This window comes from Campylobacter sp. US53 (assembly GCF_004378995.1).
Taxonomy (GTDB): Bacteria; Campylobacterota; Campylobacteria; order Campylobacterales; family Campylobacteraceae; genus Campylobacter_D; species Campylobacter_D jejuni.
The window spans coordinates 191,141-217,157 of record NZ_RYYH01000001.1; the positions used below are offsets into that span (position 1 = coordinate 191,141).

General features: G+C 31.0%; 22 protein-coding genes and 1 pseudogene. 6 read left to right on the plus strand and 17 right to left on the minus strand.

All coding sequences use genetic code 11. From position 1 onward, the window contains the following. Positions 1-45 precede the first annotated feature (45 nt). From fliR to cetC, 13 genes and pseudogenes are all read right to left on the minus strand, one after another. On the minus strand, positions 46-813 hold the full coding sequence (gene fliR / locus ELQ05_RS00990; RefSeq protein WP_002859266.1) for a flagellar biosynthetic protein FliR: 768 nt from the start codon (positions 811-813) through the stop codon (positions 46-48). Then, positions 800-1,435, minus strand: coding sequence for an ABC transporter ATP-binding protein (locus ELQ05_RS00995; RefSeq protein WP_052791476.1), 636 nt, complete (start codon positions 1,433-1,435; stop codon positions 800-802). The genes fliR and ELQ05_RS00995 overlap by 14 nt, the downstream gene beginning before the upstream one ends. A gap of 12 nt (positions 1,436-1,447) precedes the next feature. Further along, complete coding sequence (gene tsf, locus ELQ05_RS01000; RefSeq protein WP_002852901.1) at positions 1,448-2,521, minus strand: translation elongation factor Ts; 1,074 nt, start codon at positions 2,519-2,521, stop codon at positions 1,448-1,450. Further along, positions 2,521-3,312 (minus strand): 30S ribosomal protein S2, encoded by a 792-nt coding sequence (gene rpsB, locus ELQ05_RS01005; protein WP_044780078.1) that lies wholly within the window; start codon positions 3,310-3,312, stop codon positions 2,521-2,523. Before rpsB ends, tsf begins: the two co-directional genes overlap by 1 nt. Before the next feature lie 115 nt (positions 3,313-3,427). Then, positions 3,428-4,591: a cyclopropane-fatty-acyl-phospholipid synthase family protein gene (locus tag ELQ05_RS01010; RefSeq protein WP_088303478.1), complete on the minus strand. Its 1,164-nt coding sequence runs from the start codon at positions 4,589-4,591 to the stop codon at positions 3,428-3,430. A 127-nt stretch (positions 4,592-4,718) separates the two neighbouring features. After that, positions 4,719-5,843, minus strand: coding sequence for a cytochrome c1 (locus ELQ05_RS01015; RefSeq protein WP_088303479.1), 1,125 nt, complete (start codon positions 5,841-5,843; stop codon positions 4,719-4,721). Next, on the minus strand, positions 5,840-7,090 hold the full coding sequence (locus tag ELQ05_RS01020) for a cytochrome bc complex cytochrome b subunit (RefSeq protein ID WP_070317033.1): 1,251 nt from the start codon (positions 7,088-7,090) through the stop codon (positions 5,840-5,842). The genes ELQ05_RS01015 and ELQ05_RS01020 overlap by 4 nt, the downstream gene beginning before the upstream one ends. A gap of 1 nt (position 7,091) precedes the next feature. Then, a complete protein-coding gene (gene petA, locus ELQ05_RS01025; protein ID WP_070317032.1) occupies positions 7,092-7,595 on the minus strand; it encodes a ubiquinol-cytochrome c reductase iron-sulfur subunit in 504 nt (167 codons plus the stop codon). Between the two features lie 89 nt (positions 7,596-7,684). Beyond that, positions 7,685-8,950, minus strand: a pseudogene (locus ELQ05_RS01030) (arsenic transporter). 14 nt (positions 8,951-8,964) lie between these two features. Beyond that, entirely contained in the window at positions 8,965-10,824 is a 1,860-nt protein-coding gene (gene mnmG, locus ELQ05_RS01035) for a tRNA uridine-5-carboxymethylaminomethyl(34) synthesis enzyme MnmG (RefSeq protein WP_070317031.1), read from the minus strand. An 87-nt stretch (positions 10,825-10,911) separates the two neighbouring features. Beyond that, positions 10,912-11,409, minus strand: coding sequence for a bipartate energy taxis response protein CetB (cetB, locus tag ELQ05_RS01040; protein ID WP_002866200.1), 498 nt, complete (start codon positions 11,407-11,409; stop codon positions 10,912-10,914). 18 nt (positions 11,410-11,427) lie between these two features. Next, the gene (gene cetA, locus ELQ05_RS01045) at positions 11,428-12,843 is read right to left on the minus strand and encodes a bipartate energy taxis response protein CetA (protein WP_407919985.1); all 1,416 of its coding nucleotides are present in this window, start codon (positions 12,841-12,843) and stop codon (positions 11,428-11,430) included. Positions 12,844-12,927: 84 nt separating this feature from the next. Beyond that, positions 12,928-13,422, minus strand: coding sequence for an energy taxis response protein CetC (cetC, locus tag ELQ05_RS01050; protein WP_070317029.1), 495 nt, complete (start codon positions 13,420-13,422; stop codon positions 12,928-12,930). 267 nt (positions 13,423-13,689) lie between these two features. Between cetC and ELQ05_RS01055 the strand changes: the two genes are divergently transcribed. After that, on the plus strand, positions 13,690-15,066 hold the full coding sequence (locus ELQ05_RS01055) for a cation:dicarboxylate symporter family transporter (protein ID WP_070317028.1): 1,377 nt from the start codon (positions 13,690-13,692) through the stop codon (positions 15,064-15,066). Here ELQ05_RS01055 and ELQ05_RS01060 read toward each other — a convergent pair. Then, entirely contained in the window at positions 15,063-15,869 is an 807-nt protein-coding gene (locus tag ELQ05_RS01060; protein WP_070317027.1) for an inverse autotransporter beta domain-containing protein, read from the minus strand. The genes ELQ05_RS01055 and ELQ05_RS01060 overlap by 4 nt on opposite strands. Positions 15,870-16,010: 141 nt before the next feature. On the opposite strand from ELQ05_RS01060, the gene ELQ05_RS01065 reads away from it, so the two are divergent. Continuing rightward, complete coding sequence (locus tag ELQ05_RS01065) at positions 16,011-17,537, plus strand: inorganic phosphate transporter (protein ID WP_002905841.1); 1,527 nt, start codon at positions 16,011-16,013, stop codon at positions 17,535-17,537. 7 nt (positions 17,538-17,544) lie between these two features. Here the strand turns inward: ELQ05_RS01065 and ELQ05_RS01070 are convergent, their stop codons facing one another. From ELQ05_RS01070 to gatB, 3 genes are read right to left on the minus strand one after another with little or no spacing between them, the layout of a single operon-like run. Continuing rightward, positions 17,545-18,723: a metal-dependent hydrolase gene (locus ELQ05_RS01070; protein ID WP_070317026.1), complete on the minus strand. Its 1,179-nt coding sequence runs from the start codon at positions 18,721-18,723 to the stop codon at positions 17,545-17,547. A gap of 9 nt (positions 18,724-18,732) precedes the next feature. Then, positions 18,733-19,629 carry an NAD(P)H-dependent glycerol-3-phosphate dehydrogenase gene (locus tag ELQ05_RS01075; RefSeq protein ID WP_079862145.1) on the minus strand — a complete coding sequence of 299 codons (897 nt, stop codon included), beginning with the start codon at positions 19,627-19,629 and terminating at the stop codon, positions 18,733-18,735. After that, the gene (gatB, locus tag ELQ05_RS01080) at positions 19,626-21,044 is read right to left on the minus strand and encodes an Asp-tRNA(Asn)/Glu-tRNA(Gln) amidotransferase subunit GatB (protein WP_070317024.1); all 1,419 of its coding nucleotides are present in this window, start codon (positions 21,042-21,044) and stop codon (positions 19,626-19,628) included. The genes ELQ05_RS01075 and gatB overlap by 4 nt, the downstream gene beginning before the upstream one ends. A 114-nt stretch (positions 21,045-21,158) precedes the next feature. Here gatB and luxS point away from each other — a divergent pair, with 114 nt between their 5' ends. The 4 genes from luxS (at position 21,159) to metE (ending at position 26,012) form a co-directional block, all read left to right on the plus strand. Next, entirely contained in the window at positions 21,159-21,653 is a 495-nt protein-coding gene (gene luxS, locus ELQ05_RS01085) for an S-ribosylhomocysteine lyase (RefSeq protein ID WP_002870821.1), read from the plus strand. 309 nt (positions 21,654-21,962) lie between these two features. Further along, a complete protein-coding gene (locus tag ELQ05_RS01090; RefSeq protein WP_070317023.1) occupies positions 21,963-22,955 on the plus strand; it encodes an isopenicillin N synthase family oxygenase in 993 nt (330 codons plus the stop codon). A 10-nt stretch (positions 22,956-22,965) separates the two neighbouring features. Further along, positions 22,966-23,736 (plus strand): MetQ/NlpA family ABC transporter substrate-binding protein, encoded by a 771-nt coding sequence (locus tag ELQ05_RS01095; protein ID WP_032589959.1) that lies wholly within the window; start codon positions 22,966-22,968, stop codon positions 23,734-23,736. 11 nt (positions 23,737-23,747) lie between these two features. Next, a complete protein-coding gene (metE, locus tag ELQ05_RS01100; protein ID WP_096703124.1) occupies positions 23,748-26,012 on the plus strand; it encodes a 5-methyltetrahydropteroyltriglutamate--homocysteine S-methyltransferase in 2,265 nt (754 codons plus the stop codon). Positions 26,013-26,017: the final 5 nt, after the last annotated feature.

Sequence of the window (26,017 nt, forward strand, 5' to 3'; positions counted from 1 at the left end):
TTGAAAAATAATCACTATTTTACGATAATTTCATTTATCCTTTCCTTAGGAGAAAAAAAGAGTTTGCATATGAGTAAAAAGTTCTAAAATTAAATTTTTAAAATATTGCATCATAACTAGTAAAATAGCAATCAAAACTACAAAGCCTAAAGCTATCTTTATAGGATAACCAATAACTAAAAGATTAAATTGTGGCATTGTTTTCATCAAAAGTCCAAAAATAACATCGGCTAAAAGTGAAATTCCAAGTATAGGAAAGCTCATAGTAAAACCTATGATGAAAATATTAAACATACCCATATTTAAATAATGCATTAAATTCTCATGCGGATAAAATCCACCTAAACTAATATAACCTAAAGAATGACTTAAAAACAAAAGCATTAAATGATGACCATCAAAAGCAAGAAAAAACATCAAAGCAAGCAAATTTAAAATTTGTGCCGTAATAGGCATACTCGTTCCAGAACTTGGATCTAATATACTTGCCATAGTAAATCCCATAGTAAAAGCAATCTGCTCGCCTGCCATCATAATAATAGCAAAAATAATTTGAAGCATTAATCCTGCTATCATTCCAAAAATCACTTCACTAATAAGCTGTAAAACAAAAAAACTATCTAAATGCAAAGATTCTAATCTAGCCAAAGGATATAAATACATAGTCAAAAATAAAACTATAGTACTTTTTATCACCATAGGAATAGAATTATGTGAAAAAAAAGGAAAAAAAACTATAAGACCACTCATTCTAGCAAGAAGCAACATAAAAGTTACAACATTTTTGTCACCTAAATAATTAACAAATTCCATTGGCGTTTATAGTATAAGTTTTATCACAAAAACTTGCGAGCTTACTATCGTGAGTTACAAAAAATAAAGCTGCATCATTTTCTTTAACATAGGAAATTAAAAGTTCAATAACATTTTTAGCATTATCAAAATCCAAATTTCCAGTTGCTTCATCAGCAAAAATAATCTTTGGTTTTTTACAAAGCACACGTGCGATACTCACACGCTGTTGTTGTCCGCCGCTAAGCTTTCCTATTTTTTGATGTAAAAGCGTATCAATACCTAACCTTTTTAAAATTTTCTCATCTAAATCTTGACCCGATAAAACACTAGCAAGTTCGATATTTTCTAAAGCTGAAAAACCTTTAAAAAGATAATGTGTCTGAAAAATAATACCAAAATCATAACGGCAAATTTTTAATCTTTCGTTTTCATCTATCTGATAAAGACTAGAACCTTTAAAAAAAACTTCACCTTTTTTTGGAATCAATAAAGAAGAAAGTATATGCAAAAGAGTAGATTTACCACAACCGCTACTCCCTTGAATAGCAATGCAATCTTTGGTATTTAAAGTAAGATTTAAACCCTCAAAAAGCGGATAATCAAAACTATGGCTTAAATTTTCCGCTCTTAAGAGTTCCATTTTTAACCGTTTTTAAAGTTGTGCAGCAACTTCAGCCGCAAAATCTTCAGTTTTCTTTTCTAAACCTTCGCCAACTTCAAAGCAAATAAATTCAACAATTTTAATTTTTCCGCCAAATTCTTTTTCTTTTTCAGCGATCACTTGTTCTACAGTTTTTTTATCATCCATTACATAAAACTGACCCATTAAAGTAAGTTTGCTATCGAGTTGGGAATTATCAGCTATAAAACTATTCATTTTGCCCGGGATAATATTGTCCCAAATTTTTTCAGGTTTACCTTGAGCTTTAAGCTCTTCTTTGATTTTTTCTTCAGCTTCTTTTAAAATTGCATCGCTTAATTGTTTACGACTTGCAAATTGAGGAATTTTATGTTCAGGTTTATTTGGATCTTTAAGTCTGCGTCTTTCTTCATTTTCTTTTTCAAGTTCAGCAACCAAAGCTTTGTATTCATTTTCAACAAAAGTCATATCCAAATCTTCATAACTTAAATAACTTGGTCTCATTGCTGCAATATGCATACAAATTTGTCTTAATAAATCTCTTGATTTTGAAGCTACTTCAGCACTATCACAAGCTGCAGCGATCACAACACCAACACGGCCATTTGTATGAATATAACCATTTACAACGCCGTTAGCACCTGCTTTTAAAGTTGCAAATCTTCTTACAACTAAGTTTTCTCCTATAGTTGCAATTTGACTTTTTAAATATTCTTCAAATTTTACGCCATTGATTGTGCTTGAATGAAGTTCTTCCACACTTTGCAAGCTATTGCTTTGAATATGAGCTGTAGTATCTTTTGTTAAGGCGATAAACTGATCATTTTTTGCCACAAAATCTGTTTCGGAATTAATCTCACTTACAGTTGCGCTTGTAAAATCATCGCTTACTTTTACACTTACTAAACCTTCTGCAGCAAGTCTATCTGCTTTTTTAGCAGCCTTGCCTAAACCTTTTTCTCTTAAAAGTTGCACTGCTTTATCAAAATCTCCATTAGTTTCACTCAAAGCATTTTTACAATCCATCATCCCCGCACCTGTACTTTCGCGGAGTTCTTTTACCATTGCAGCAGTGATTTCAGCCATTATTCTTGCTCCTCACCGAAGTCTTCTTCGCTCATCGCTTCATCTAAAACTTCTTTTTTCTCTTCATCAGTGATTTCTTTTTCTTCATTTGGTAAAGCTTCACCATCTTGTTCTCTTAAAGCTTTTCCCTCATTAATCGCTTCAGCCATTTCTTGACAGAAAAGTTGCACTGAACGAATTGCATCATCATTTCCTGGAATAGGATAAGTTACCAAATCAGGATCGCAGTTTGTATCTAGTGGAGCTACAACAGGAATTCTTAATCTATTTGCTTCTTGAACAGCAATTTTTTCTTTTACTGTGTCAACAACAAAAATCATATCAGGTTGAGTTTTCATATAACGAATTCCACCTAAATAAGCTAATAATTTTTCTTTTTTTCTTGTAAGCATTAAAGCTTCTTTTTTAGTTAAAAGCTTAATACTTCCATCTTCTTCCATTTTTTCAATTACTTCTAATTTTCTAATTGATTGGCGAATAGTGCCAAAATTTGTCATCATACCGCCAAGCCATCTATGATTTACATAAGGCATACCGCATTTTTCAGCGTATTCTTTAATCGCTCCACCTGCTTGTTTTTTTGTTCCAACAAAAAGTATAGTTTTTCCTTCAGCGGCAGCATCACGAACGATATTATAGGTATATCTAAAATATCTTAAAGTTTTTTGTAAATCAATTACATAAATACCTTTTCTCTCGCCAAAAATGAATTTTTTCATCTTTGGATTCCAGCGTCTTGTTTGATGTCCAAAATGCACACCACATTCTAATAAATCTCTCATACTAACCATGAGTTTCTCCTTATAAATTTAGCTTTATTCCTCCACATCCCTTAATTTACACAAGCTAAAAAGGATTGATGTGTGTGAAATGAAGCTAGGATTCTATCAAATTTAAGTTTAGTTTTTACTTATATATGTATTCTTTAGTGAGACTTAAATTATTATTAATTTCCTTTGTGATTAAAAATTGGAACAAATCCACGCTTCCAACACGAAAAGCAGAGGCACAAGAACGAAGGTATAAATCCCACATTCTTATAAATTCTTCATCATATTTTTTCCTTACCTTGTCCAATACTTTATTAAAATTTTCATCCCATAAATCTAAAGTTTTTGCATAGTGCATTCTTAAACTTTCTGCTAAAAGAAGATGAAAATCCCACTCACTCATAGTGCTTACAACCTCTCTTAAAGAAGGTAAATACCCTCCTGGAAAAATATATTTATCTATCCAAGCATTTGTTTTTCCTTCAAACATGGCTAAAATAGAATGTAAAAGCATAGAACCTCCAGGTTTTAAAACTTGTTTTACTTTCATAAAATAAAGTCCTAAATTCTCTTTGCCTACATGTTCAAACATACCTACCGAAACAACTTTATCAAAATAATTTTCAAATTCTAAATCTTGATAATTTTGAAGTCTTATTTCTATTTTATCTTCAAGATCAAGTTCTTTTACTCTTTCCTTGGCTTTTTTACACTGCTCCTCTGAAATAGTAATTCCAACAACCTTAACTCCATACTTTTGAGCCGCCATAATAGAAAGCCAACCCCAGCCACAACCTATATCTAAAAGCTTTTCTCCTTCTTTTAAATCAAGTTTTTTAAGAGTATGTTCTATTTTGTTAATTTGAGCTTCATAAAGAGTGTTGTTAGGCTCTTTAAAATAAGCACAAGAATAGCTCATAGTATCATCAAGCCAAAGCTTATAAAAATCATTACCTATATCATAATGACTTTTAATATTTTTACTTTCTTGCTTTTGAGTTATTTTACTCAATACATCTTTTTTGGTTTTAAAAAATTGCTGATTAGAAAAATAATACAATACCCTAGCTATTTCATCATAATCACCATCTATGTCAAGTTTTGCCTGCATATAATGTCTTGCAAAAACTAAACTTGTATCGCCAAACAACTCCAAAAAAGGAATTTTTTCTTTAAAAATTAAAGAAAATTTAGCAGGTTTGTTTCCGATAAGAAATTCTTCTTTATCCCAAAAAACAACTCTAAAATCCCCATAATTCCATTTTTTTAAAATAGATTTGATTAAAGTTTTTTCTAACATAAAATACTCCTAAATTCTAAAATAATTATATTTTAGAGTATCTCTCTTTAAATGTTAAAAGTTAATAAAAATGAAGAAAAAATAAGATTTTTGCCATTATCATTAAATAATGGCAAAAAATGTAATATTAATGTAATTTAGACCAAACAGAACGCTTCCAACCTATAGCAAAAATACTTAAAATTACAAAGAATACCATTACATAAATTCCTGTAGTTTTTCTTTCTTCTTTTTTGCTATCACCCACTTGATCAATATAAGATACAACCTTAGCCTGTGCAGCTTCTGTTAAACCTACTCTTGGCATAGCCGTTCCTGGAAGAAGTTTTTGAGTATTATTAATAAAATCATGTAAATATTGCTCACCACGAGATCTTATCATCATAGAAAGATCAGGCGGAACAGAACCTAAATAAGTTTTTAAATCATTTTGATTTGATGGAGTAAAAAAGCTATCATATTTCATATCATGACAACGTCCGCAAGCCTCAATAAAAGTTGCTTTATCTTTAGCAAATTTTATATCTTTTTCTATTAAAGCAGCTTTTTGAGCACTATTTTCCATTTTAGCATATTTTGCCTCAACATCTTTCTTAATAGCAGCATCTTCACTGGCTTCAAATTTAACACTCACATCTTTAAGGTAAGCAATTACATTGGCTATATTTACATTTGTAGCTTCTTCACTTTCTCCTGAAGTATCTTTATTGTAAGCTGTCATAATAAAAGCATCGCCAAATTTATGATCTACTTTTAAAGCAAGCGCAGGATGCATGATCAAAGCTGCTAAAAATTTTTCATCAAAAATAGCACCAGCTGCACTAAGATCAGGTGGTATTACCCCCATAGAAGAATCAGTAATATTAGCTGCTATTCCATCTTCTTTTACACCATGACATGCAAAACAGTTATTTTCAAAAAATTCTTTACCTTTTTTTGCATCACCCTTAGCAAAATCGATCTTTGCAACATCTGCCCAAAGTATTTCAACCTTGTTTAATTCTTCTTTTGCTTTTTCAAGTTCTTTGTTTGCACTCTCTATTCTTTTAGCGTCTCCTGAAGCTTGTGCATCTTTTAGAGCTAATTCTTTAGCTTCAACTATACCTTTTGCAAAAGTAGTATCTTCTACAGCAAAATCAAAATTTGCAGGAGCAACATGAGGTTTCATTACTGAATGAGCATAAGGCTCTACCCCCCAATATACAAGTGCAGTAAAAACTACTACAACTAAAAATATTTTTATTTCTCTCATTGTTTAGCTCCTTTTCTCTCCATGATAGTAATAACCGGTAAAACTACAATAAGTAAAAGTAAAAATACTACAGAAGCATAAAATCCTACCCAAGCATTTACACCTGTTGGAGGTAATTTTCCATAAACTGTTAAAACAATTAAATCGATAAGCAATATCCAAAACCAAATGAAAAATAAAGGTCTTTCATGAGCCGGTTTTACAACATCACTTCTATCAAGCCAAGGAAGTAAAAAGAAAATCACTTGAGCAATACCAAATGCAGCCAAACCTATATCAAAAGCTTTAATACCTGCAATATCAAAGAAAAATCCTCTTAAAACTTCATAACTCCATAAGAAATACCACTCAGGATAAATATGAGCTGGTGTTTTAAGCGCATTAGCTGGATCAAAATTAATTGGATCCATTGCAAAATCAAATTTAAAACAGACCAAATAAAAGAAGAAAATCATAAAAAAGCTTATATACATAAAATCTTTTGATAAAAATCCTGGCCAAAAAGGAATCACTTTAGAACCCTTTGTGTCACCTGCCATGTATTTTTCAGCCTCTAAGTCAAAGTCAAGTTCTTCAGAAATTTCATTATTAACATGAGGAATTCTTAAAGAATAGAAGTGAAATGCTATAATAGCAATGATAACTATAGGAAGCAAGCACACATGAAGCATAAAAAATCTTGTTAAAGTTGGATCAGAAACCGCATAATCCCCACGAATCCAAATCACAAGCTCAGGGCCAATAAATGGTATCCCTCCAAAAAGATTAGTGATTACTTGGGCTGCCCAATAACTCATTTGTCCCCAAGGAAGCATATACCCACTAAAAGCTTCAGCAGAAAATACAACAAACAAAAGCATACCGCTAACCCAAATCATCTCACGACCTTTCTTATAAGAACCGTAATAAATTCCTGTTAGCATATGTATGTATATAATCAAAAATACAACAGAAGCAGCAACACCATGCATGTGACGCCAAAGCCATCCATAATCCACTTCTTGCATAATAGTCTTATTCACACTATCAAAAGCAAGTGCGGTATCTGGTTTATAATACATTACAAGTAAAAGTCCTGTAACAAAAAGCACTGCAAAAAGAGTGGTTAAAATAACCCCCATTGCCCAAAGAAAGTTAATTTGCTTTGGTATCCAATACTTTACCATTAAAACATCAAGCAGTTTATGTACTGCAAGTCTTTGATCAAGCCAATCTACAAGGCCATTAGCTTTTCTAATTTGTGCCATCTTAAGCCTCCCCTATCATTTTTTTATATTCAGGACCCTCTTCACCTAAAACAAGTTTGGTTCCATCAATTTTAAAAGGAGGAATTTCAAGAGGCTTTGGAGGAGGTCCAAAGACATTTTTTCCACTTGTGTCAAATTCTCCACCATGACAGGCACATTTAAACAATTGCTCACTTGGTTGGTAAGCAGGTATACAACCCAAATGCGTACAAAGTCCTATAACCACAGTATAAGCTGCGTTATTTACCACAACATCACGTTTTTCATCTTTTGGCATACTCGCATCTTTTTTTAATATAAAAATAGGCTTTTTACGCCATTCTATAGTTCTAAGCTCTCCATCTTGCATTCCTGATAAATCTACTGTAGTAAAACCTGCAGCTTTGACACTTGGAAGCGGATCCCAAGTTTTTTTCATCGCAACAAGCGAGAAAACACCGCCTACAGCAGCTACGCTTCCAAATGCAAAGCCCATAAAGCTTCGTCTACTCTCAGATGTAGCCATAACTTGTCCTTTCGATTTTATTTTTTAACCAAGTTAAAAGTTTATCGAAATTAAAATAAATTTTTTCTTTGTTTAACAAGTTTTGATATTTAGACAATAAGAGCAAAAAGGGAAAAAACAAGCACAGGTAAAGTTATCAAAAAGCCAAATTTACAATATTGCCAAAAAGAAATATTAATGCCTTTTCTAGCCAAAACTCCAAGCCAAAGCAAAGTTGCCAAAGAACCTATTGGCGTAAGTTTTGGGCCTATATTTACTCCTAAAAGATGAGCATAAATCATCAAAGAATCAAAAGAAAAACTTTCAAAATATTCTTTTAATGCCAAATCTCCAATTAAAACCATAGGCAAATTATTAAACACAGAAGATCCAAAAGCCGAAATCAAAGCCACGCCAAAAATTCCACTCTTATCTTGCATGAAAAAAGCATAGCTTTTAACCAAAATTTCACTCACACCTATTTTATGTAAAGCAAAAACCACCATATAAAGCCCAAAACTAAAAAGCAAAACTCCATAAGGTGCTTCAAAAAGAATTTTAATACTTTTTTTACCTTGAATTTTTAAAACAATAAGCCAAAAAATTCCTGCCCAAAGCAAAGCAAAAAAACTTATTTTAATATCAAAAATTTCACCTATAAAAAACTGATCACAAAAAAAATAAAAACACTACGCAAAGAAAAAACAATTTCAATGAAATTTGTTCTTTTTTGACTAGTTGAAACTCAAGTTTTTCAGGTAGCACTCTCACATAAAGCACAAAAACTATAGCTATAGTAGAAAGCAAAACAAAAAAATTTGGTAAAAACATATTTTTAGCAAATTCTAAAAATTCTATCTTAAAATAATTTGCTGTGATGATATTGGTTAAATTTGAAATAACCAAAGCGTTTGAACTTACATCACATAAAAAAAGAGACTAAGCAAAAAAGAACTTAAAATATAAGTATGATTTTTACAATCTTTAAAAGTTGAAAATAAAGCTATAATAATAGGTGTAATGATTAAAATCGCTCCATCACCAGCAAAAAATGCAGAAAGAAAAAATACAAAAATCAACAAAAACAACATCAATTTTTTGTGCTGATATAAATTTTTTCTTGATTTTTCTCTCTAGAAAAATGCAAAATTTTATTCGCAATAAAATCAAAAAATCCCAAAGATTCCAAGTAAAATAAAGGATAATCAACCCAACCAAAGTTAAAGAACTATCCCAAACCAAAGAAAAAACAAAATAAGCGTCTTTAAAATCTACCAATTGAAAAATAAAAACAAAAAAAGCTCCCAAACTAGAAAATACCCAAATAAGTAAATTCCATGGACGCCAAAAAGCAAAATTAAAGTAGATAAAAAAATAAAAAAACAAGCATTTAAGCTTTTTTCTTTTGCATTTTGATATAAATTTGTAAAATGTCTAACGCTGCAGGAGTGATTCCGCTGATTTGACTTGCAGCAAAAATGGTTGGAGGTTTATGAGAATTAAGCTTTTCTACAACCTCATTACTCAAACCGCTTACACTTTTAAAATCAAAATTTTCAGGAATTTTAAGCTCGCTAAGATTTTTCATTTTTTCTACTTGAGCTTTTTGCATACTAATGTAATGATAATACTTTGCCTCATTTAAAATCTCTCTTAAAGAGTAATGATCCATAGTTTCAAACATAGGGTCAAGTTTTTTTAATTTTTCTATATCAAAACTTGATCTTGCAACAATTTTTTGAAGATTGACTATAGAGGAAATTTTATCTTCTCCCAAACTCTCTAAAAAAGCATTATTTTGGTTGTTAGGCGTAAATTCTTTAGAAAGTAAAAATTCAAGTCCTTTTTGAAGATTGTTTGCAATATTTTGTATATAAGTAAAATCTTGCTCACTTAAAAGCCCTAAATCATAGCCATATTTTCCAAGCCTAAGTATAGCATTTTCTTCCCTTAAAAGCAGTCTAAATTCCGCTCTTGAAGTAAACATTCTATAAGGTTCTTTTGTACCTTTTACTACTAAATCATCAATTAAAACTCCTATATAAGCTTCATCACGCCTTAAAATCAAAGGCTCTTTCATATCTATGCTTAAACTTGCATTAATTCCTGCCATAAAGCCTTGTGCTGCAGCCTCTTCATAACCTGTAGTTCCATTAATCTGTCCTGCACAATAAAGATTTTTAATCTTTTTAAGTTCTAAAGTATGCTTAAGTTCAGTTGGCTCTATATAATCGTATTCTATAGCATAACCAAAACGGGTTATTTTAGCATTTTCAAAACCCTTTACAGAACGCAGCATTTGAGTTTGTACCTCATAAGGCAAAGAAGTAGAAAAACCATTGATATAATACTCCGTCGCATCGATAGTTTGAGGTTCTATAAAAAGATGATGACTTTCTTTGTCGCTAAAACGATTGATTTTATCTTCTATAGAAGGGCAATATCTTGGCCCAACACCTTCAATCTGACCTGTAAAAAGTGGGGCACGATAAAAATTATTCTTAATAATCTCATGTGTAGTTGTATTAGTGCGTGCGATATAACAAGGAAGTTGAACGGGATTAAAATTTCTTGAACGAAAGCTAAAAGCTTTAGGATTTACATCGCCATCCTGGACTTCAAGTACGCTAAAATCAATGCTTTTTGCATCCACTCTTGGGCAAGTTCCTGTTTTTAAACGCCCCATTTTTAAACCCAAAGTTTGTAGATAATTTCCTAAATTTACTGAAGCAAGCTCCCCTACCCTTCCTGCTTGAAGTTTATTTTCACCTACATGAATGAGTCCATTTAAAAAAGTCCCTGTTGTAAGTATCACTTTTTTGGCAAAATATGTATTTTCTAAATTTGTTTTTACGCCTTTAACTTCATCATTTTCTACGATTAAAGCATTCGCTTGTTCTTGAGAAATTTCTAAATTTGGAAGTTTTAAAAGTTTATTACGCGCAATGATACGGTATTTATCCATATCAATTTGTGCTCTACTTCCTTGAACGGCTACACCCTTACTTTCATTTAAAATGCGAAATTGTATTCCCGCTTCATCGGTGATTTTACCCATAAGACCACCCATGGCATCAAGTTCTTTTACCAAATGCCCTTTAGCAAGTCCGCCTATAGCTGGGTTGCAACTTGCTGCTCCTATTTGCTCAATCAATGTAGTTAAAAGTAAGGTTTTTTTACCTATTCTAGCAGCAGCAGCACTTGCTTCAACACCCGCATGTCCGCCACCTATAACAATGACATCAAACATATTTTGCCTTGAAAAATGTGAATTTTTAAAAGAAAGATTATATAATATTTAGACTTAAAACAAACTCGTTTTAAGTCTAACAAAAATTTATTTAGCTTCTTGAAGAGAGAAGATTAGCTCATTATAAGTTTTATCTGCATCTTTGCAGAAATTTTTAAGCATCTCAACACCCTTATTTAAGCCTTGTTGCTGTTCTACTCTTAAAAGATCACTATAAAGGCTTTCTATTGTAGAAATAGCGCTTTTATTTGGCATACGACGAACGGAATAATAGCCTATGATATTATTATTAATGTCTATTGATGGGGTTACATTTGCAAAAACCCAGTAGTAATTGTTATCTTTGGTTTTGTTTTTTACGTAAGCAAAAATTTCTTTGCCTTCTTTCATATAATCCCATAAATATTTAAAAACAGTTTTTGGCATCTCTTCATGTCTTACTATGTTATGAGGTTTATTTAAAACTTCACCCATAGTATAACCTGCATACTTTAAAAAATCATCATTTGCATAAACTATTTTACCTTTTAAATCCGTTTTAGAAGTAATTAAACTATCTTCTTGTAAAAAAATTTCTCTTGACATTTTCTCAACCCTCTTAATTTATATTTTTAATTTTGCTAAGATTTCAGCACTTCTTTGCTCTAGTGATTTAATATCATTTACAATCGCATCGTAAGCTTTTTGATCGATATAATCTTGACTTGATTCTTCTATTGCTTTTTTAGCATTATCTTTTATAAATTCTTTAGCTAAATTTAACTCAGTTTCAGAACTAAGCTCATTAATAACACCTTGAGCTCTCTCATCTTGACAAAGATTAGAAATTGGATCTACACTTTCAAGATTAAAATTTTGAGCCCCATTTAAATTTAAATATATATTTGATTTATAAAGAATATGATCGATTTTAACCACAGATAAGATCAATCTCTTTGCAAAGGATTCAAAATTAACACCAAGGGCACTACTATTTTCTTCTAGACGTTTAAAAGCTTGAGAAAATTTATTAATTCTTTCTTCAGATTCACTAACAATGTTAAAAACTTGCTCACTGCCACTTTGGATATTTACAAAATCCTGTTGCATAGTTTGAATTGCAATAGAAATTTCGCTTGTAGATCTTTGAGTTCTTTCTGCTAACTTTCTAACTTCATCAGCCACAACCGCAAAGCCCCTACCATGCTCTCCTGCACGTGCAGCTTCAATAGCAGCATTTAAAGCTAGAAGATTAGTTTGATCAGCTATATCGCGTATAACCTCAACAACTGAAGTGATATTTTGGGAATTAGCCACAAAAGTTTGGACTGTTTCCTTGCTCGAATTTACAACATCCATTAAAGAACCCATAGCACTTTGTAAAGAATCCACCTCTGAGCCATTTTCTGTAGCTGTATGAGTAATAGCATCAACTGTATCGTATACATTTTTCATCATGTTAATATCTTGATTTAATGAGCTAGAAATTTGAGACATATCTTTATTTTGATTTCCAAGACTTAAATCCATTAAAGTTCTTGATAAAGCATTTTTAAAAGTAGATTTTGCTGTCACTTCTATATTTGCTAAAGCTTTATTTATAAATTCGATATTATGAGCAAAAATTCCTTTTAAACCTTCAGGCAAAGCCTTGCGATAAAATTCACCTTTTTGAGAACAAGAAATAGAAGTATTAATTTCCCTTAAGTAAGCTTCTAGCCCATCGATAGTATTGTTAAGATTATCTGCTATTTCGGCTAATTTTTTGCTTTTTGTTTTTGCATAGATAATTCTATTGTTAAAATTACCCTCTTTTAACTCTCTACAAAGAACCAAAAGTTTGTCAATCATTATTTGCTCATCTTTGTGTTGTCTAAACAAATAAATCATCAAAACAGCGATTAAAATAAAAATTATCGCTCCAATATAAATATGAATAAAAATGGCACCTAAAACACCGATAACACTTAAAAAAATAGTTGATAATAATCCATTTTTCACCATAAATTTATCCTTTTTATTAAAAAATTTTAAAGTCATAAATTAAAGTAATACTTTTATAATATATATTACTTTAATTTTTAGGCGGAGATTATACAACAAAAAAAATTAAACATATCTTATTTAGTTATCTTCTTGTAAGTTAAAAACAAGTTCATTATAAGTCATTTTATAAGAACTTACAATATCCATTAAAACTGAAACTCCAGTATTAATGCCTGATTTTTGCTCTTTTTCAAGTAAAATTTTATAAACTTCTTCAATTATAGGAAGAGATTTTCTATTGGGCGCACGACGAACAGAATAGTAGTTGATAATATTTCCATTGGCATCAAATGAAGCGTTTACATTTGCAAAAACCCAGTAAAAACTACCATCCTTAGCTTTATTTTTTACAAATGCAAAAATTTCTTCTCCTTTTTGAATATAATCCCAAAGACATTTAAATACAGTACGTGGCATATCTTCATGTCTTACTATATTATGAGATTTATACAAAAGCTCATCGACTTTATAACCTGCGTATTTTAAAAAGTCATTATTGGCATAAATGATATTCCCCTTAAGATCTGTTTTAGAAGTAATTAAAGCATTTTCAGACAAAACTATTTCTTTCATAATTTAAAATATCCCAAAAAACAAATAAATCAAAAATAGAATTATTACCAATAATAAATAACAAAAAGTAAACTGAATTACAAAATTATAAAATTTTCAAAAATATTTTAAATTTTATAATACAAATAATGAGAATTTTTGTAACATTTATATAAAAAATTGTCGTATCTTATATAAAGGAGTATTTCTAGATTTGTTTTTTTGTTAAAATTTACAATATACATTGTTAAAATTATATTTTATAAAGATCAAAAGGAGTGAATAAACTTGGAAACTTTAAGTCAAACTTTAGCTGAAAGAAAACCGCCTTTATATAAACGTATTATCAAAAGTCTTGGATTTTGGGTGATTATAGGCATTATTGCAGGTATTGCACTTGGCTGTACAGATAAAGGATTAGCCATTGCTAGCAAACCAGGAGTTGATTATTTTATAGGTGCCTTAAAGGTTCTTATAGGCCCTATTATTTTTGTTACTTTGGTTTTGGGCATCATTAGTCTTGAAAGTTTAAAAAAAGTAGGTAGTATTGGTGCTAAAGCGGTTATTTACTTTGAAGTTGTAAGTACTTTAGCGCTTGCTATAGGTATTTTTATGGCAAATGTTATGCAACCGGGTCATGGAATGAATCTTGATCCAAGTCAACTTGATACAAAAAGCGTTCAAAAATACATTTCTCAAACCACAGAAGTAAGTGCAAGCTCTGAGATTATGCATATTTTAAAAGATGCTATGCCTACTGATATTATCACGCCTTTTACAGAAGGAAAAACGATACAAGTTTTAGTTATTGCTATAATTACTGCTTTGATTATTTCTTTAATGAGAATAGAAGACAAACAGGCAATTCAAAGAGTTTTTGAAGTGGTACAAAATTTTGTTTTTAAAATTTTACAAATCATTATGTATTTTAGCCCTATTGCTGCCTTTTCAGCAATGGCTGTACTCATAGCTCAATACGGAATTGGCTCTTTGATCAACTTGGCATATTTACTTTTAGTAATGCTGATTTCATGTCTTGTTTTTATATTTGGAATCTTGGGTCTGATTTGCTATTTTGCAAAAGTAAATATCTTCAAATTTATGAGATTTATCTCAAGAGAAGTATTGATCGTTTTTGCAACCAGTTCAAGCGAGTCTGCACTTGCTCCTTTAATGAGAAAACTAGAAAAAGCAGGACTTTCTAAAGCAACAGTCGGACTTGTTTTACCAACGGGATATAGTTTTAATCTTGATTGTACAAATATTTATCTAGCTATGAGCTTAATCTTTCTAGCACAAGCTTTCAATGTAAATTTAAATTTAGCGCACGAAATCAGTATTTTAATAGTATTAATGATAGCTTCAAAAGGTGCAGTAGGTGTAACTGGATCAGGTTTTATAGTGCTTGGAAGTACGCTTGCAGCTCTAGGAAATATGGAAATTTCAGAAGCAAATGCAACCTTAGCACAAGTTTTACCAGTAGCTGCTATAGGTGTTCTTTTAGGTGTTGACAAATTTATGTCTGAAATGAGGGCGGTTGGAAATCTTTGTGGAAATTCAGTAGCAGCCTTAATCGTTGCCATCTGGGATAAACAAATTGATTGGGAAAAATTCCGCTATGCTATGGATAATCCAGAAAAATTCCATAATGCTGGAATGAACTAATGGGTTCTTTGGAGGAAATCATATCGATTAACCTCCTCTAAAGTATTATTTTTTTTCCTAAATTGTTTTAAAAAACTTTCATTGAAATTAAAACTAAATCCAACTTGAACAACGGTATCATCAATAGTCTCTCTTGCACTATAATCACGACGCAATAAATTTAAACTAAATACACTATAAGGAGAGTAAGATACTTGATAATTAGTTTTATCATTATCCTTACTTATATCAAAAGCAAAAGCGGTATAAGTTGGAATTACAAAACTCATTCCAAGCTGTAAATTTTTTTCTGCTTCATTGGGTATATAATAATTACCATAAGCCTTTATAAATTTACTATAACCAAACTCTGTACCAAAGCTTTTAGTATCTTTTTGTTCTTTTTGTTTATCAATAAAACCATTAACTCCAAATAAAAAATCATCTTTTTCATAACGATTGATTAAACCCCCTGAGTAATTATAATTATCTTGAGCCACAAAAAGTTCTTTTTGAAAAAGCAAAGAATTATTCTCCCCCTCATAAAGAGAACTTAAATTTTTAACCTGCACATTTTTATTTTGAAAATCTAAATTCCCATCTGTTTTATCTATACCATTATTATTTTCTAAAGTTTTTGAAAGTAAGCTATCAAAAGTGCTTTTAAAATCCACATTCTCTTCTTGAATTTTTGGAGCTTCTTTGGTATTTTTATAATCAAAGTGCTCCCAAGAATTTTGATTATTATTTTTTGCTAAAGCCTCTGTAAGTTCATCGGCATTGAGTAAAGAAAACAATGCTATTATATAAAAAATACCCCTCATTATTCTTATATTCCTTATTATTTCTTGTTTGAGTATTTATTATAAAAAAATAATATAAATAAAAATTCCACAAAGACTAAAAAATAAAATTAGCAAATTTAAAGTAAATAAGTGTATAATTAAAATAAAAAAGGGTTATTAATGCAAAAAGACAACCTCATAGCTTTTGTTATTTTTATTATCAGTACTATCGCATTTGTTATTTGGGGATTTGGTTATATTTCGCAACATCAACTGATTCTTTTTATTCTTGCTTCTATATTTGGCATTTTTATGGCATTTAATATAGGTGGAAATGATGTAGCCAATTCTTTTGGAACAAGCGTTGGTGCAAAAACAGTAACCATTAAACAAGCTTTAATTATAGCAGCTGTTTTTGAGCTAAGCGGGGCAATCTTCGCAGGCGCAGAAGTTACTAAGACCATACGCAGCGGTATTGTTATTTTTCCAAATTCTTTAGATCCTATGCTTTTTGTTATCATTATGCTTGCTGCACTTTTAAGCTCTGGGGTTTGGATTTTTATTGCAACCAAGAAAGGCTTACCTGTATCAACCACACACAGTATAGTTGGTGGGATTGTAGGTGCTAGCATTATGATGGGGCTTTTAAAATTTGATGGGATCCAAACACTCTCTATGGTTAAATGGAGTGAAATTTTAAGAATAGCTATTTCTTGGATAGCTTCTCCTCTTTTGGGGGGTATTGTAGCTTATATTATTTATTCATATATTGATAAGAAAATTTTAAAACCATCAGAAAAACTAAATGATGATTTGAAAAATATCAAAAAAGAAAGAAAAAAATTCAAAGAAGAATACTTTTTAAATTTAAAAACAAAATCCCAAGAAGAACAAATCAAAGAACTTTCCGCTATAGCTTTAGATGAGGAAGAACAAGAAAATAATTTCTATAGAAATAAAATGAAGGAATTTAAGGATCAAGAAAAAGATATAGATATTTACTCTATTTTAAAAACTCATATGCCAATCATTGCTTGTATTGCTGCTGCTATCATTTCGGCAATGTTTTTATTTAAAGGTTTAAATAATGTTAGCACTTTGGATATTTTACAAAACTTTTGGATTATTGGAATTATAGGAACTATAAGTTATGTTGTAACATTTGCTATAGTCAAAATCGTTAAAAAAACAGAACTTAATAAAACTACTGATAGAATTTTCTCATGGTTTCAAATATTTACAGCCTCTAGTTTTGCATTTTCACACGGAGCCAATGATATAGCCAATGCTATAGGTCCTTTTGCAGCGATTTTAGATGTCTTAAAAAACGGCACAATTAACGCGACTTCTCCTGTACCTTTTGCTGCTTTAGCTATGTTTGGAGTTGCTCTAGTTGTAGGACTTTGGTTTTTAGGTAAAGAGGTGATTACTACAGTAGGTTCAAAACTTGCAACCATACGCCCTACTACTGGATTTTCTGCAGAACTTGGTGCAAGCATAGTTATACTCTTAGCTACACAATTTGGAATTCCTATTAGCTCCACCCATATACTCATAGGTGCTATATTGGGTATAGGAGTGTATAATAAAAACGCAAATTGGATTATGATGAAGCCTATAGGATTGGCTTGGATTATCACTTTACCAGCCGCTGGTATTATGGCAGCACTTGTATTTTTAGGATTTAAACTATCTTTAGGAATTTAAGTAAAGCTTATTTTTCTAAAATATTTTTTCCTTTAATTATATGCATCTTAATCTTTCCAAAAAGTTTATCCTCAGAATAAAGAGAACTTTTTGGAGCAAAAATTTCTTCATTCTCATCAAAAAGAACTAGATTAGCTTCTTTTCCGACTTCTATAACTCCACTATTTAAACCTAAAAATTCACTAGGATTTTTACTTGTAAATTGACAAAGCTCTTGCCAATTTAAAAATCCTTCTTTGATTAAAAAAGTATAACAAAGACTTATAAATTCGCATACGCTATGAATTCCAAAAGCCGCTTCATCAAAAGCTAAATCTTTTAAAGAAATTGATTTTGCACTATGCAAGGAAGTTAAAAAGCTAATCTTTCCTTCTTTTAAAGCCTCTCTTAAAGCCAAAACATCTTCTTTGCTTCTTAAAGGTGGCATAAGTTTCGCAGCCGTATTAAAATCTTCACAAGCACTATCATCTTTGATAAGATGATGAATGCTTACAAGTTTTAAATCCTTTTCATCTAATAATGTTAAAGAATCTTTCAAACTTAAAAGATCAAAAATAACTTTATTTTTATAAAATTTAGCCAATTCTTTCATTTTAGCTATCTGGCTAGTTTCAGCGATTTTACTCATGCCTATAAGCCCTAACTCAAAGCTCATTTCACAATCATTCATCACTCCATTATCATCAAAATCCTTATCATAACAACGCACAAAAATTGGAGAGTCTTTCATAAAAGCATATTGTGAACTTACTTTTAAAGTATTTGCATCTAAAGAACTATCAAGCTCTAAAGCACAAGCACCTTTATTTAAAAGAGTGGCTAAATTTTTAAGCTTGCCATTTGCATCCTTAACCCGTACGCTTGAAAAAATTTGCATCTTTCTTTGGGCTAAATTTTGTAAAAATAAAGCAAAACTTTCTTCATCAAAATCCATACAATCACGCAAAACTATACTAGAAATTCCTCCTTTTAGACACTCATTTTCTAAAAGTTCTAAATTAGCTAAAGAAAATTTATCGTTTTTTAAACTCACACACAAATCCACAAAAGATGGAAGTAAAGTCATACCTTTAGCATCTAAAATTTCTTCACCTTGTAAATTAGAACCAATATTGGTAATTTTTCCTTCTTTAATCTCTATATCTTGTAAAGAATCTCCATAAATTTTTGCATTTTTAATTATCATGATTTTTCCTTAATCATTTTGCTTTAATAAATTCTGCGTTGCTTCTTGCACACTTTTACCCTTAAAAATTGCCACTACTTCATTTACAATAGGTGTATAAATTCCTTTCATTTTTGCTAATTTTTCTATAGCATAAGCAGTTTTTACACCTTCTGCTACTTCATTAAGTTCGGCTAAAATACTATCTAATTTTTGATTTTGCGCCAGTTTTAAACCCACTCTATAATTTCTTGATAAAACACTCGTTGCAGTTAAAAACAAATCCCCTGCTCCACTTAACCCTAAAAAAGTTTCTTCTTTAGCACCAAAAAATTTACCAAAACGATGCATTTCTATAAGTCCTCTTGAAATCAGTGCCGCTCTTGCATTATTACCAAGTTTTAACCCATCACTAATTCCACTTGCAATCGCCAAAACATTCTTATAAGCACCACAAATTTCAGCACCACGAATATCATTATCAATATAAGTTTTAATAAAATCAGGGAAAAAACTTGCAAATTTTTTACAAAGCTCTTGATTTATCCCGCTAATCATCAAAGCAGTAGGAAGTTTTTGCATCACTTCAGCAGCAAAAGAAGGACCGCTTAAAACACAAAAATTTTCTTTTGGTACAAAATCTAAAAAAATTTCATCTAAAAATTGACAACTTTGATTTTCTATGCCTTTTGAAGCAATTAAAATTTTTTGCCCCTTGTTGATGAAATTTTCTTTAAGCCAAGCACGCATTCCTTGAGAACTTAAAGCAAAAACAAGATATTCACACTCTAAAGCTTCTTTTACACCAACAAAATCTTCTAAATCACGCTGATGCAAAGAACTGATAAAACAATTGTGATTTTCTTTTAAGGCTAGATGTAAAGCACTGCCCCATTTTCCCGCACCAATAACCGCTATACGCATCAACCAAGCTTTGTTTTTAAAATTTCATTTACTTTTGTAGGATTAAAAGCTCCTTTGCCTTCTTTCATTGTTTGACCCACAAAAAATCCAAAAAGCTTGTCTTTACCACTTTTATACTCTGCAACCTTATCAGTATTTGCATTTAAAATTTGTTCAATCACCGCTTCTATAGCTGAATCATCACTTACTTGCTTAAGTCCTAGCTTTTCTATAGCATCATCAATTTCCACACTAGTATTTTCAAATACAAAAGCCAAAACATCTTTAGCCGCTTTTGCACTGATAGTGCCATCTTCTATGCGTTTAATTAAAACTCCAAGCTTTTGAGCATCTACGGGAGAATTTTCTATAGTCAATTCTCCTTTTAAAAGTCCTATAAGTTCAGTATTTAACCAATTTACGCAAAGCTTAGGATTTAAATTTTGAGAAATAAGACTTTCAAAAAAACGACTCATTTCTAAAGAACTGATTAAAACCTCAGCATCACTTTCTTTTATACCAAGCTCGTCTATAAAGCGTGCTTTCTTCTCATCAGGAAGTTCAGGAATTTTAATATCCAAAAACTCATCTTTTAACAAAACAGGCAATAAATCAGGATCAGGAAAATAGCGATATTCTGCCGCTTCTTCTTTGCCACGCATACTTCTTGTAACTAAATTTGTCGTATCAAAAAGTCTAGTTTCTTGAACTACTTCTTGTTCGTAAGTTCCATCTTCCCAAGCCTCACTTTGTCTTTTTACCTCATATTCTATGGCTTTTTGGATAAAACGAAAAGAATTAAGATTTTTAATCTCTACTCTAGTATAAAGTTTTGTATCGCCCTTAGGCCTTATGCTAACATTTGCATCGCATCTAAAACTTCCTTCTTGCATATTTGCATCTGAAATATCTAAAAAGCGTATAATAGAATGAAGTTTTTTAAGATAAGCTACTGCCTCATCACTACTTCTAAGCTCAGGTTCACTGACAATCTCAAGCAAAGGAGTTCCTGCACGATTTAAATCCACTTTAGAAAAATTACTTTCATGGATATTTTTACCTGCATCTTCTTCCAAGTGCGCTCTTGTAATACCTATGCGTTTATTTTCACCCTTTACATTGATAAAAAGCTCACCCTTTTCTACTATGGGGATATCAAATTGTGAAATTTGATAAGCCTTAGGTAAATCTGGATAAAAATAATTCTTGCGATTAAAAACACTTTTTTTATTAATTGTTGCATTGACAGCTTTTCCAAAAGCTATAGCTTTTTTTACAGCCTCTTCATTTAAAACAGGCAAAGCTCCTGGTAAGGCCAAACAAGTGGGACAAACATTAGTATTTGGAGCTTCTCCAAAAGAAGTTGCACATGAGCAAAAGATTTTTGTTTTTGTATTTAACTGAGTATGAACTTCAAGACCTATAACTACTTCAAACATAAAATTTCCTTGAATTTTTAAATGTTTTATTTTATCTTTTTTTCTTTTAGAAAGGCTTTAAATATTAATTTTAAATGCTATAATCCTTAGGCAATTTATATTTAAGGAGTTAAAATGCCATTATTAGACAGCTTTAAAGTTGACCATACTAAAATGCCAGCTCCTGCTGTGCGTTTAGCTAAAGTTATGAAAACACCTAAGGGTGATGATATTAGTGTATTTGATTTGCGTTTTTGCATACCAAATAAAGACATTATGAGCGAAAAAGGCACTCATACCTTAGAACATTTATTTGCAGGATTTATGAGAGATCATTTAAATTCAAATTCAGTTGAAATTATTGATATTTCACCTATGGGTTGTCGCACGGGTTTTTATATGAGTTTAATTGGAACACCTGATGAGAAAAGTATTGCAAAAGCTTGGGAAGAAGCTATGAAAGATGTTTTAAGCGTAAGCGATCAAAGCAAAATTCCTGAACTTAATATCTATCAATGCGGAACTTGCGCAATGCATTCTTTAGATGAAGCCAAACAAATTGCCCAAAAAGTTTTAAATCTAGGTATTAGCATAATGAATAACAAAGAATTAAAACTCGAGAATGCTTAAAAAGAATCTTTATTTTTTAAACGATTAAGCTTTAATTAATATATTTTTATATATGATTTTGAAATTTTATTATTTTAAAAGGAGAAAAAATGAAACTGATGTGCGAGATGTGTAGTATCTAGTGCGTCCTTTGGCTTAACATTATGTTTCCAAAGGTCCAAAAAGTGGATAAGGAGATATAATGTGTAAGAAAGTCAAAAAAGTTTATTTTTTCAAAATACTCATTTAAAATCTTAACTTACAAAAATTTCTCTAATAAAATTTAATTCAAAATATCTTCTTATCCTTAATTTAATTTAAGGAGCAAAAATGAATTTACCTATACTTGATTTACAAGCTTATGAAAAAGATAAAAGCACTTTTCTTAAAAATTTAAGAGAAATTGCTTCTAAAATAGGTTTTTTTTATCTTATCAATACTGGTATAGATAAAAATTTAAACGAGAAATTATTCAAACTTGGCAAAGAATTTTTTAATCTTTCTAGAAGTTCGAAAGAGCTTATTTCTATGGTACATTCTCCTCAATTTAGAGGTTATACTAGCGAAGGTTTTGAATACACAGCAGGATCTAAGGATTATAGAGAACAACTGGATATAGGCACAGAAAGAGATGCTTTAAACTGGAATTTAAACTCACCCTTATGGCAAAGACTAGAAGGTCCTAATCTTTGGCCTAGTGAAATTCCAGAACTTAAAAAAACTTTCTTAACTTGGCACAAACAAACCAAAAAAGCTTGTTTAAAGCTTTTAAAAGCCTTCGCTCAAGCTCTTGATCTACCTAGCAATGCTTTTGATAAACTTTATGGAGAAAATTCTTACGAACATTGTAAAATCATACATTATCCAAAAAGCTCAAAAAATATCACTCAAGGCGTAGGTTCACATAAAGATGGTGGGCTTATCACTTTTGTTTTTCAAGAAAAACAAAGCGGACTTGAAGCTTTTATAGATGGTAAATGGCTTAGTATACCCCCACTTGAAAATAGCGTTGTAGTTAATATAGGAGAATTTTTAGAACTAGCTACCAATGGCTATTTAAAAGCTACTATTCACCGCGTGAATTTAAGCCCAAAAGAACGCTTTAGCATAGCTTATTTTCTTGGAGTGCAACTTGATAAGGATATACCTATTTTTAAGTTAAATCCAGAGCTTGTTAAAGAAAGCAAAGGTGTGGATACTGATCCTAAAAATCCACTTTTAAGAAATGTTGCAAGTAATTATTTTAAAAGAATGATACGCTCTCATCCTGATGTAGCAAGCATTTATCATAGTGACTTGATAGAAAAATTTAGTTTTGCGTAAAGGAGAAAAAATGACTTTATTTACTAAAGCTTTTTGCGTCGCTACTCTTTTTACCGGTTTTGCATGGGCAAATGAAGAACTTAAAGTTGGCTCTTCTATAACACCTCATGCAGATATTTTAAGATTTATAAAATCAGCACTTCAAAAACAAGGTTATGATTTAAAAATTTATGAATTCAATGATGGAGTAATCCCTAATGTAATGGTTGAAAATGGTGAGTTAGATGCTAATTATTTTCAGCATGAACCCTATTTAAAAGAATTCAATCAAAGACAAGGCACCCATCTTGTAAAAGTTGCCAGTATCCATATAGAACCTATGGCAGTGTATTCTAAAAAACATAAAAAATTTAACCCCAAGGAAGGACAAAGCATTTCTATACCCAATAATCCTACAAATGAAAGCCGTGCTTTACGCATTGTAGCAAGCAAAGGACTTATAGAAGTTAAAGATAATGAGCTCATCACTCCTTTAGATATCACTAAAAATCCTAAGAAGCTTAAATTCGTAGAGTTAAAAGACGCTCAACTTACAAGGAGTTTAGATGATGTAGATTATTCTCTTATTAATAGCAATTTTGCTATTTTAGCAGGTTTAAACCCTGTAAAAGATGGGCTTTATACAGAAAGTAAATATAGTGAATATGGCAATATCATCGCTGTTAAAGAAGGTAATGAAAACCTTCCTAAAATCAAAGCCCTAGTAAAGGCCTTGCAAAGCGATGAAGTTAAAAAATTTATAGAAGAAAAATATCAGGGCGCTTTAATCCCTACATTTTAAGGAGAATAAATATGAAAAATTCAATCATTTCTTACCCAAGAATAGGTGTAAATAGAGAATTAAAATTTGCTATTGAAAAATACTTTAAAAACCAAAGTTCAAAAGAGGAGCTTTTAAAAAGTGCTAAGGATTTAAGGATTAGACACTGGCAAGAAATTCAAAAAGCTGGCATTGATTTTATCCCTAGTAATGATTTTTCACTTTATGATAATGTCTTAGATACGGCTGTGCTTTTTAACATTGTTCATATAAAGTATAAAAATTTAAATTTAGATGCTTTAGATGAATACTTTGCTCAAAGTCGAGGTTATCAAGGAGAAAATGGAGATGTTACAGCCTTAGCAATGAAAAAATGGTTCAATACAAATTATCATTATTTGGTGCCTGAGTGCGATAATGCTGATATTATAGCTTTAACAGGGGATAAAATTTTTAAAGAATATCTCGAAGCTAAAGAGCTTGGCATAGAAAGCAAGCCTGTTTTAATAGGCATTTTCACACTTTTTAAACTCATTGCCTTTAAAGATGAAAAAACTCAAAAACTCGCCAAAGAAAAGCTTTTAAACGCTTATATAGAGCTTTTTGATAAACTAAATGAACTTAAAGTGACATGGCTTGAACTTGATGAGCCTTATTTGGTTTATGATTTAAGCAAGGAAGATATCGCTTTGTTCGAAGAATTTTACCAAGAACTTTTAAATCACAAAAAAAATCTTAAAATTTTACTTCAAAGCTATTTTGGAGACTTAAGAGATATTTATCCTAAACTTTTAGAAAGCAAATTTGATGCTTTGGGGCTTGATTTTATCGAAGGTAAACAAAGCTTAGCCTTAGTTCAAAAATACGGCTTTGCTAAAGATAAAATCCTTTTTGCAGGTCTTATTAACGGCAAAAATATCTATGCTAATGATTATGCTAAAAGCCTAAAGCTTGTTAAAGAGCTTCAAAAATATACACAAAATATCATCTTAAACACCTCTTGTTCGCTTTTACATGTGCCTTATAGCACTGAATTTGAAAGCAAATTAGATTCAAGCTATCTTAAACTTTTTGCCTTTGCTAAAGAAAAACTTCAAGAACTTAAAGATTTAAAAGAAATTCTAAATTCTAGCGAAGAAAATCCGCTCTTTAGAGCCAATCAAGAGCTTTTTAAAAATATCCCAGAGCGTTTAGATGAAAAAGTCAAAGCAAGGCTTAAGGCTTTAAAAAAAGAAGATTTTACCAGAACGCCTAGTTTTAAAGAACGCGCCTTAATCCAAAAAGAATTTTTAAAACTCCCTCTTTTACCAACCACAACCATAGGTTCCTTTCCTCAAAGTGCCGATGTAAGATCTAATCGCCTTGCCTTTAAGCAAGAAAAAATTTCAGCTCAAAACTACACTGAATTTAACCAACAAAAAATCAAAGAATGCATACAAATTCAAGAAGAAATAGGACTTGATGTTTTAGTGCATGGAGAATTTGAAAGAAATGATATGGTGGAGTATTTTGGAGAGAATTTAAAGGGCTTTTTATTTACTCAAAATGGTTGGGTGCAAAGCTATGGCACAAGGTGCGTTAAACCTCCTGTGATTTGGGGTGATGTATCACGCACAAAGCCTATCACCTTAGCTTGGTCTAAATTTGCACAAAGTTTAAGTCAAAAAATCGTAAAAGGTATGCTAACTGGACCTGTAACCATACTTAATTGGTCCTTTCCAAGAGAAGACATCAGCCTAAAAGAAAGTACTGAGCAAATTGCCTTAGCTATAAGAGATGAAGTGTTAGATCTTGAAAATGCAGGTATAAAAATCATACAAATTGATGAAGCCGCTTTGCGTGAAAAACTGCCTTTAAGAAAAAGCGATTGGCATAGCGAGTATTTAGATTGGGCTATTCCTGCTTTTAATCTTGTGCATAGTGGGGTAAAAGCTAAAACTCAAATTCACACTCATATGTGTTATAGTGAATTTAGCGATATCTTAAAAGAAATTGACGCTATGGATGCTGATGTGATTTCTTTTGAAGCTTCAAGATCAAACTTAAGTCTTTTAGATACTCTAAAAGCTATTCATTTTAAAACTGAGGTGGGACCAGGAGTTTATGATATACATAGCCCTAGAGTTCCAAGCATAGAAGAGCTAAGCTTAACCATAGAAAAAATTTTAAACAAATTACCTAAGGAGCAAATTTGGATCAATCCAGACTGCGGACTTAAAACAAGGGCATATGAAGAAGTCATAGCCTCTCTTAAAAATTTAGTTACAGCTACGCAAAAAATACGAAAACAATTATAAGGAGT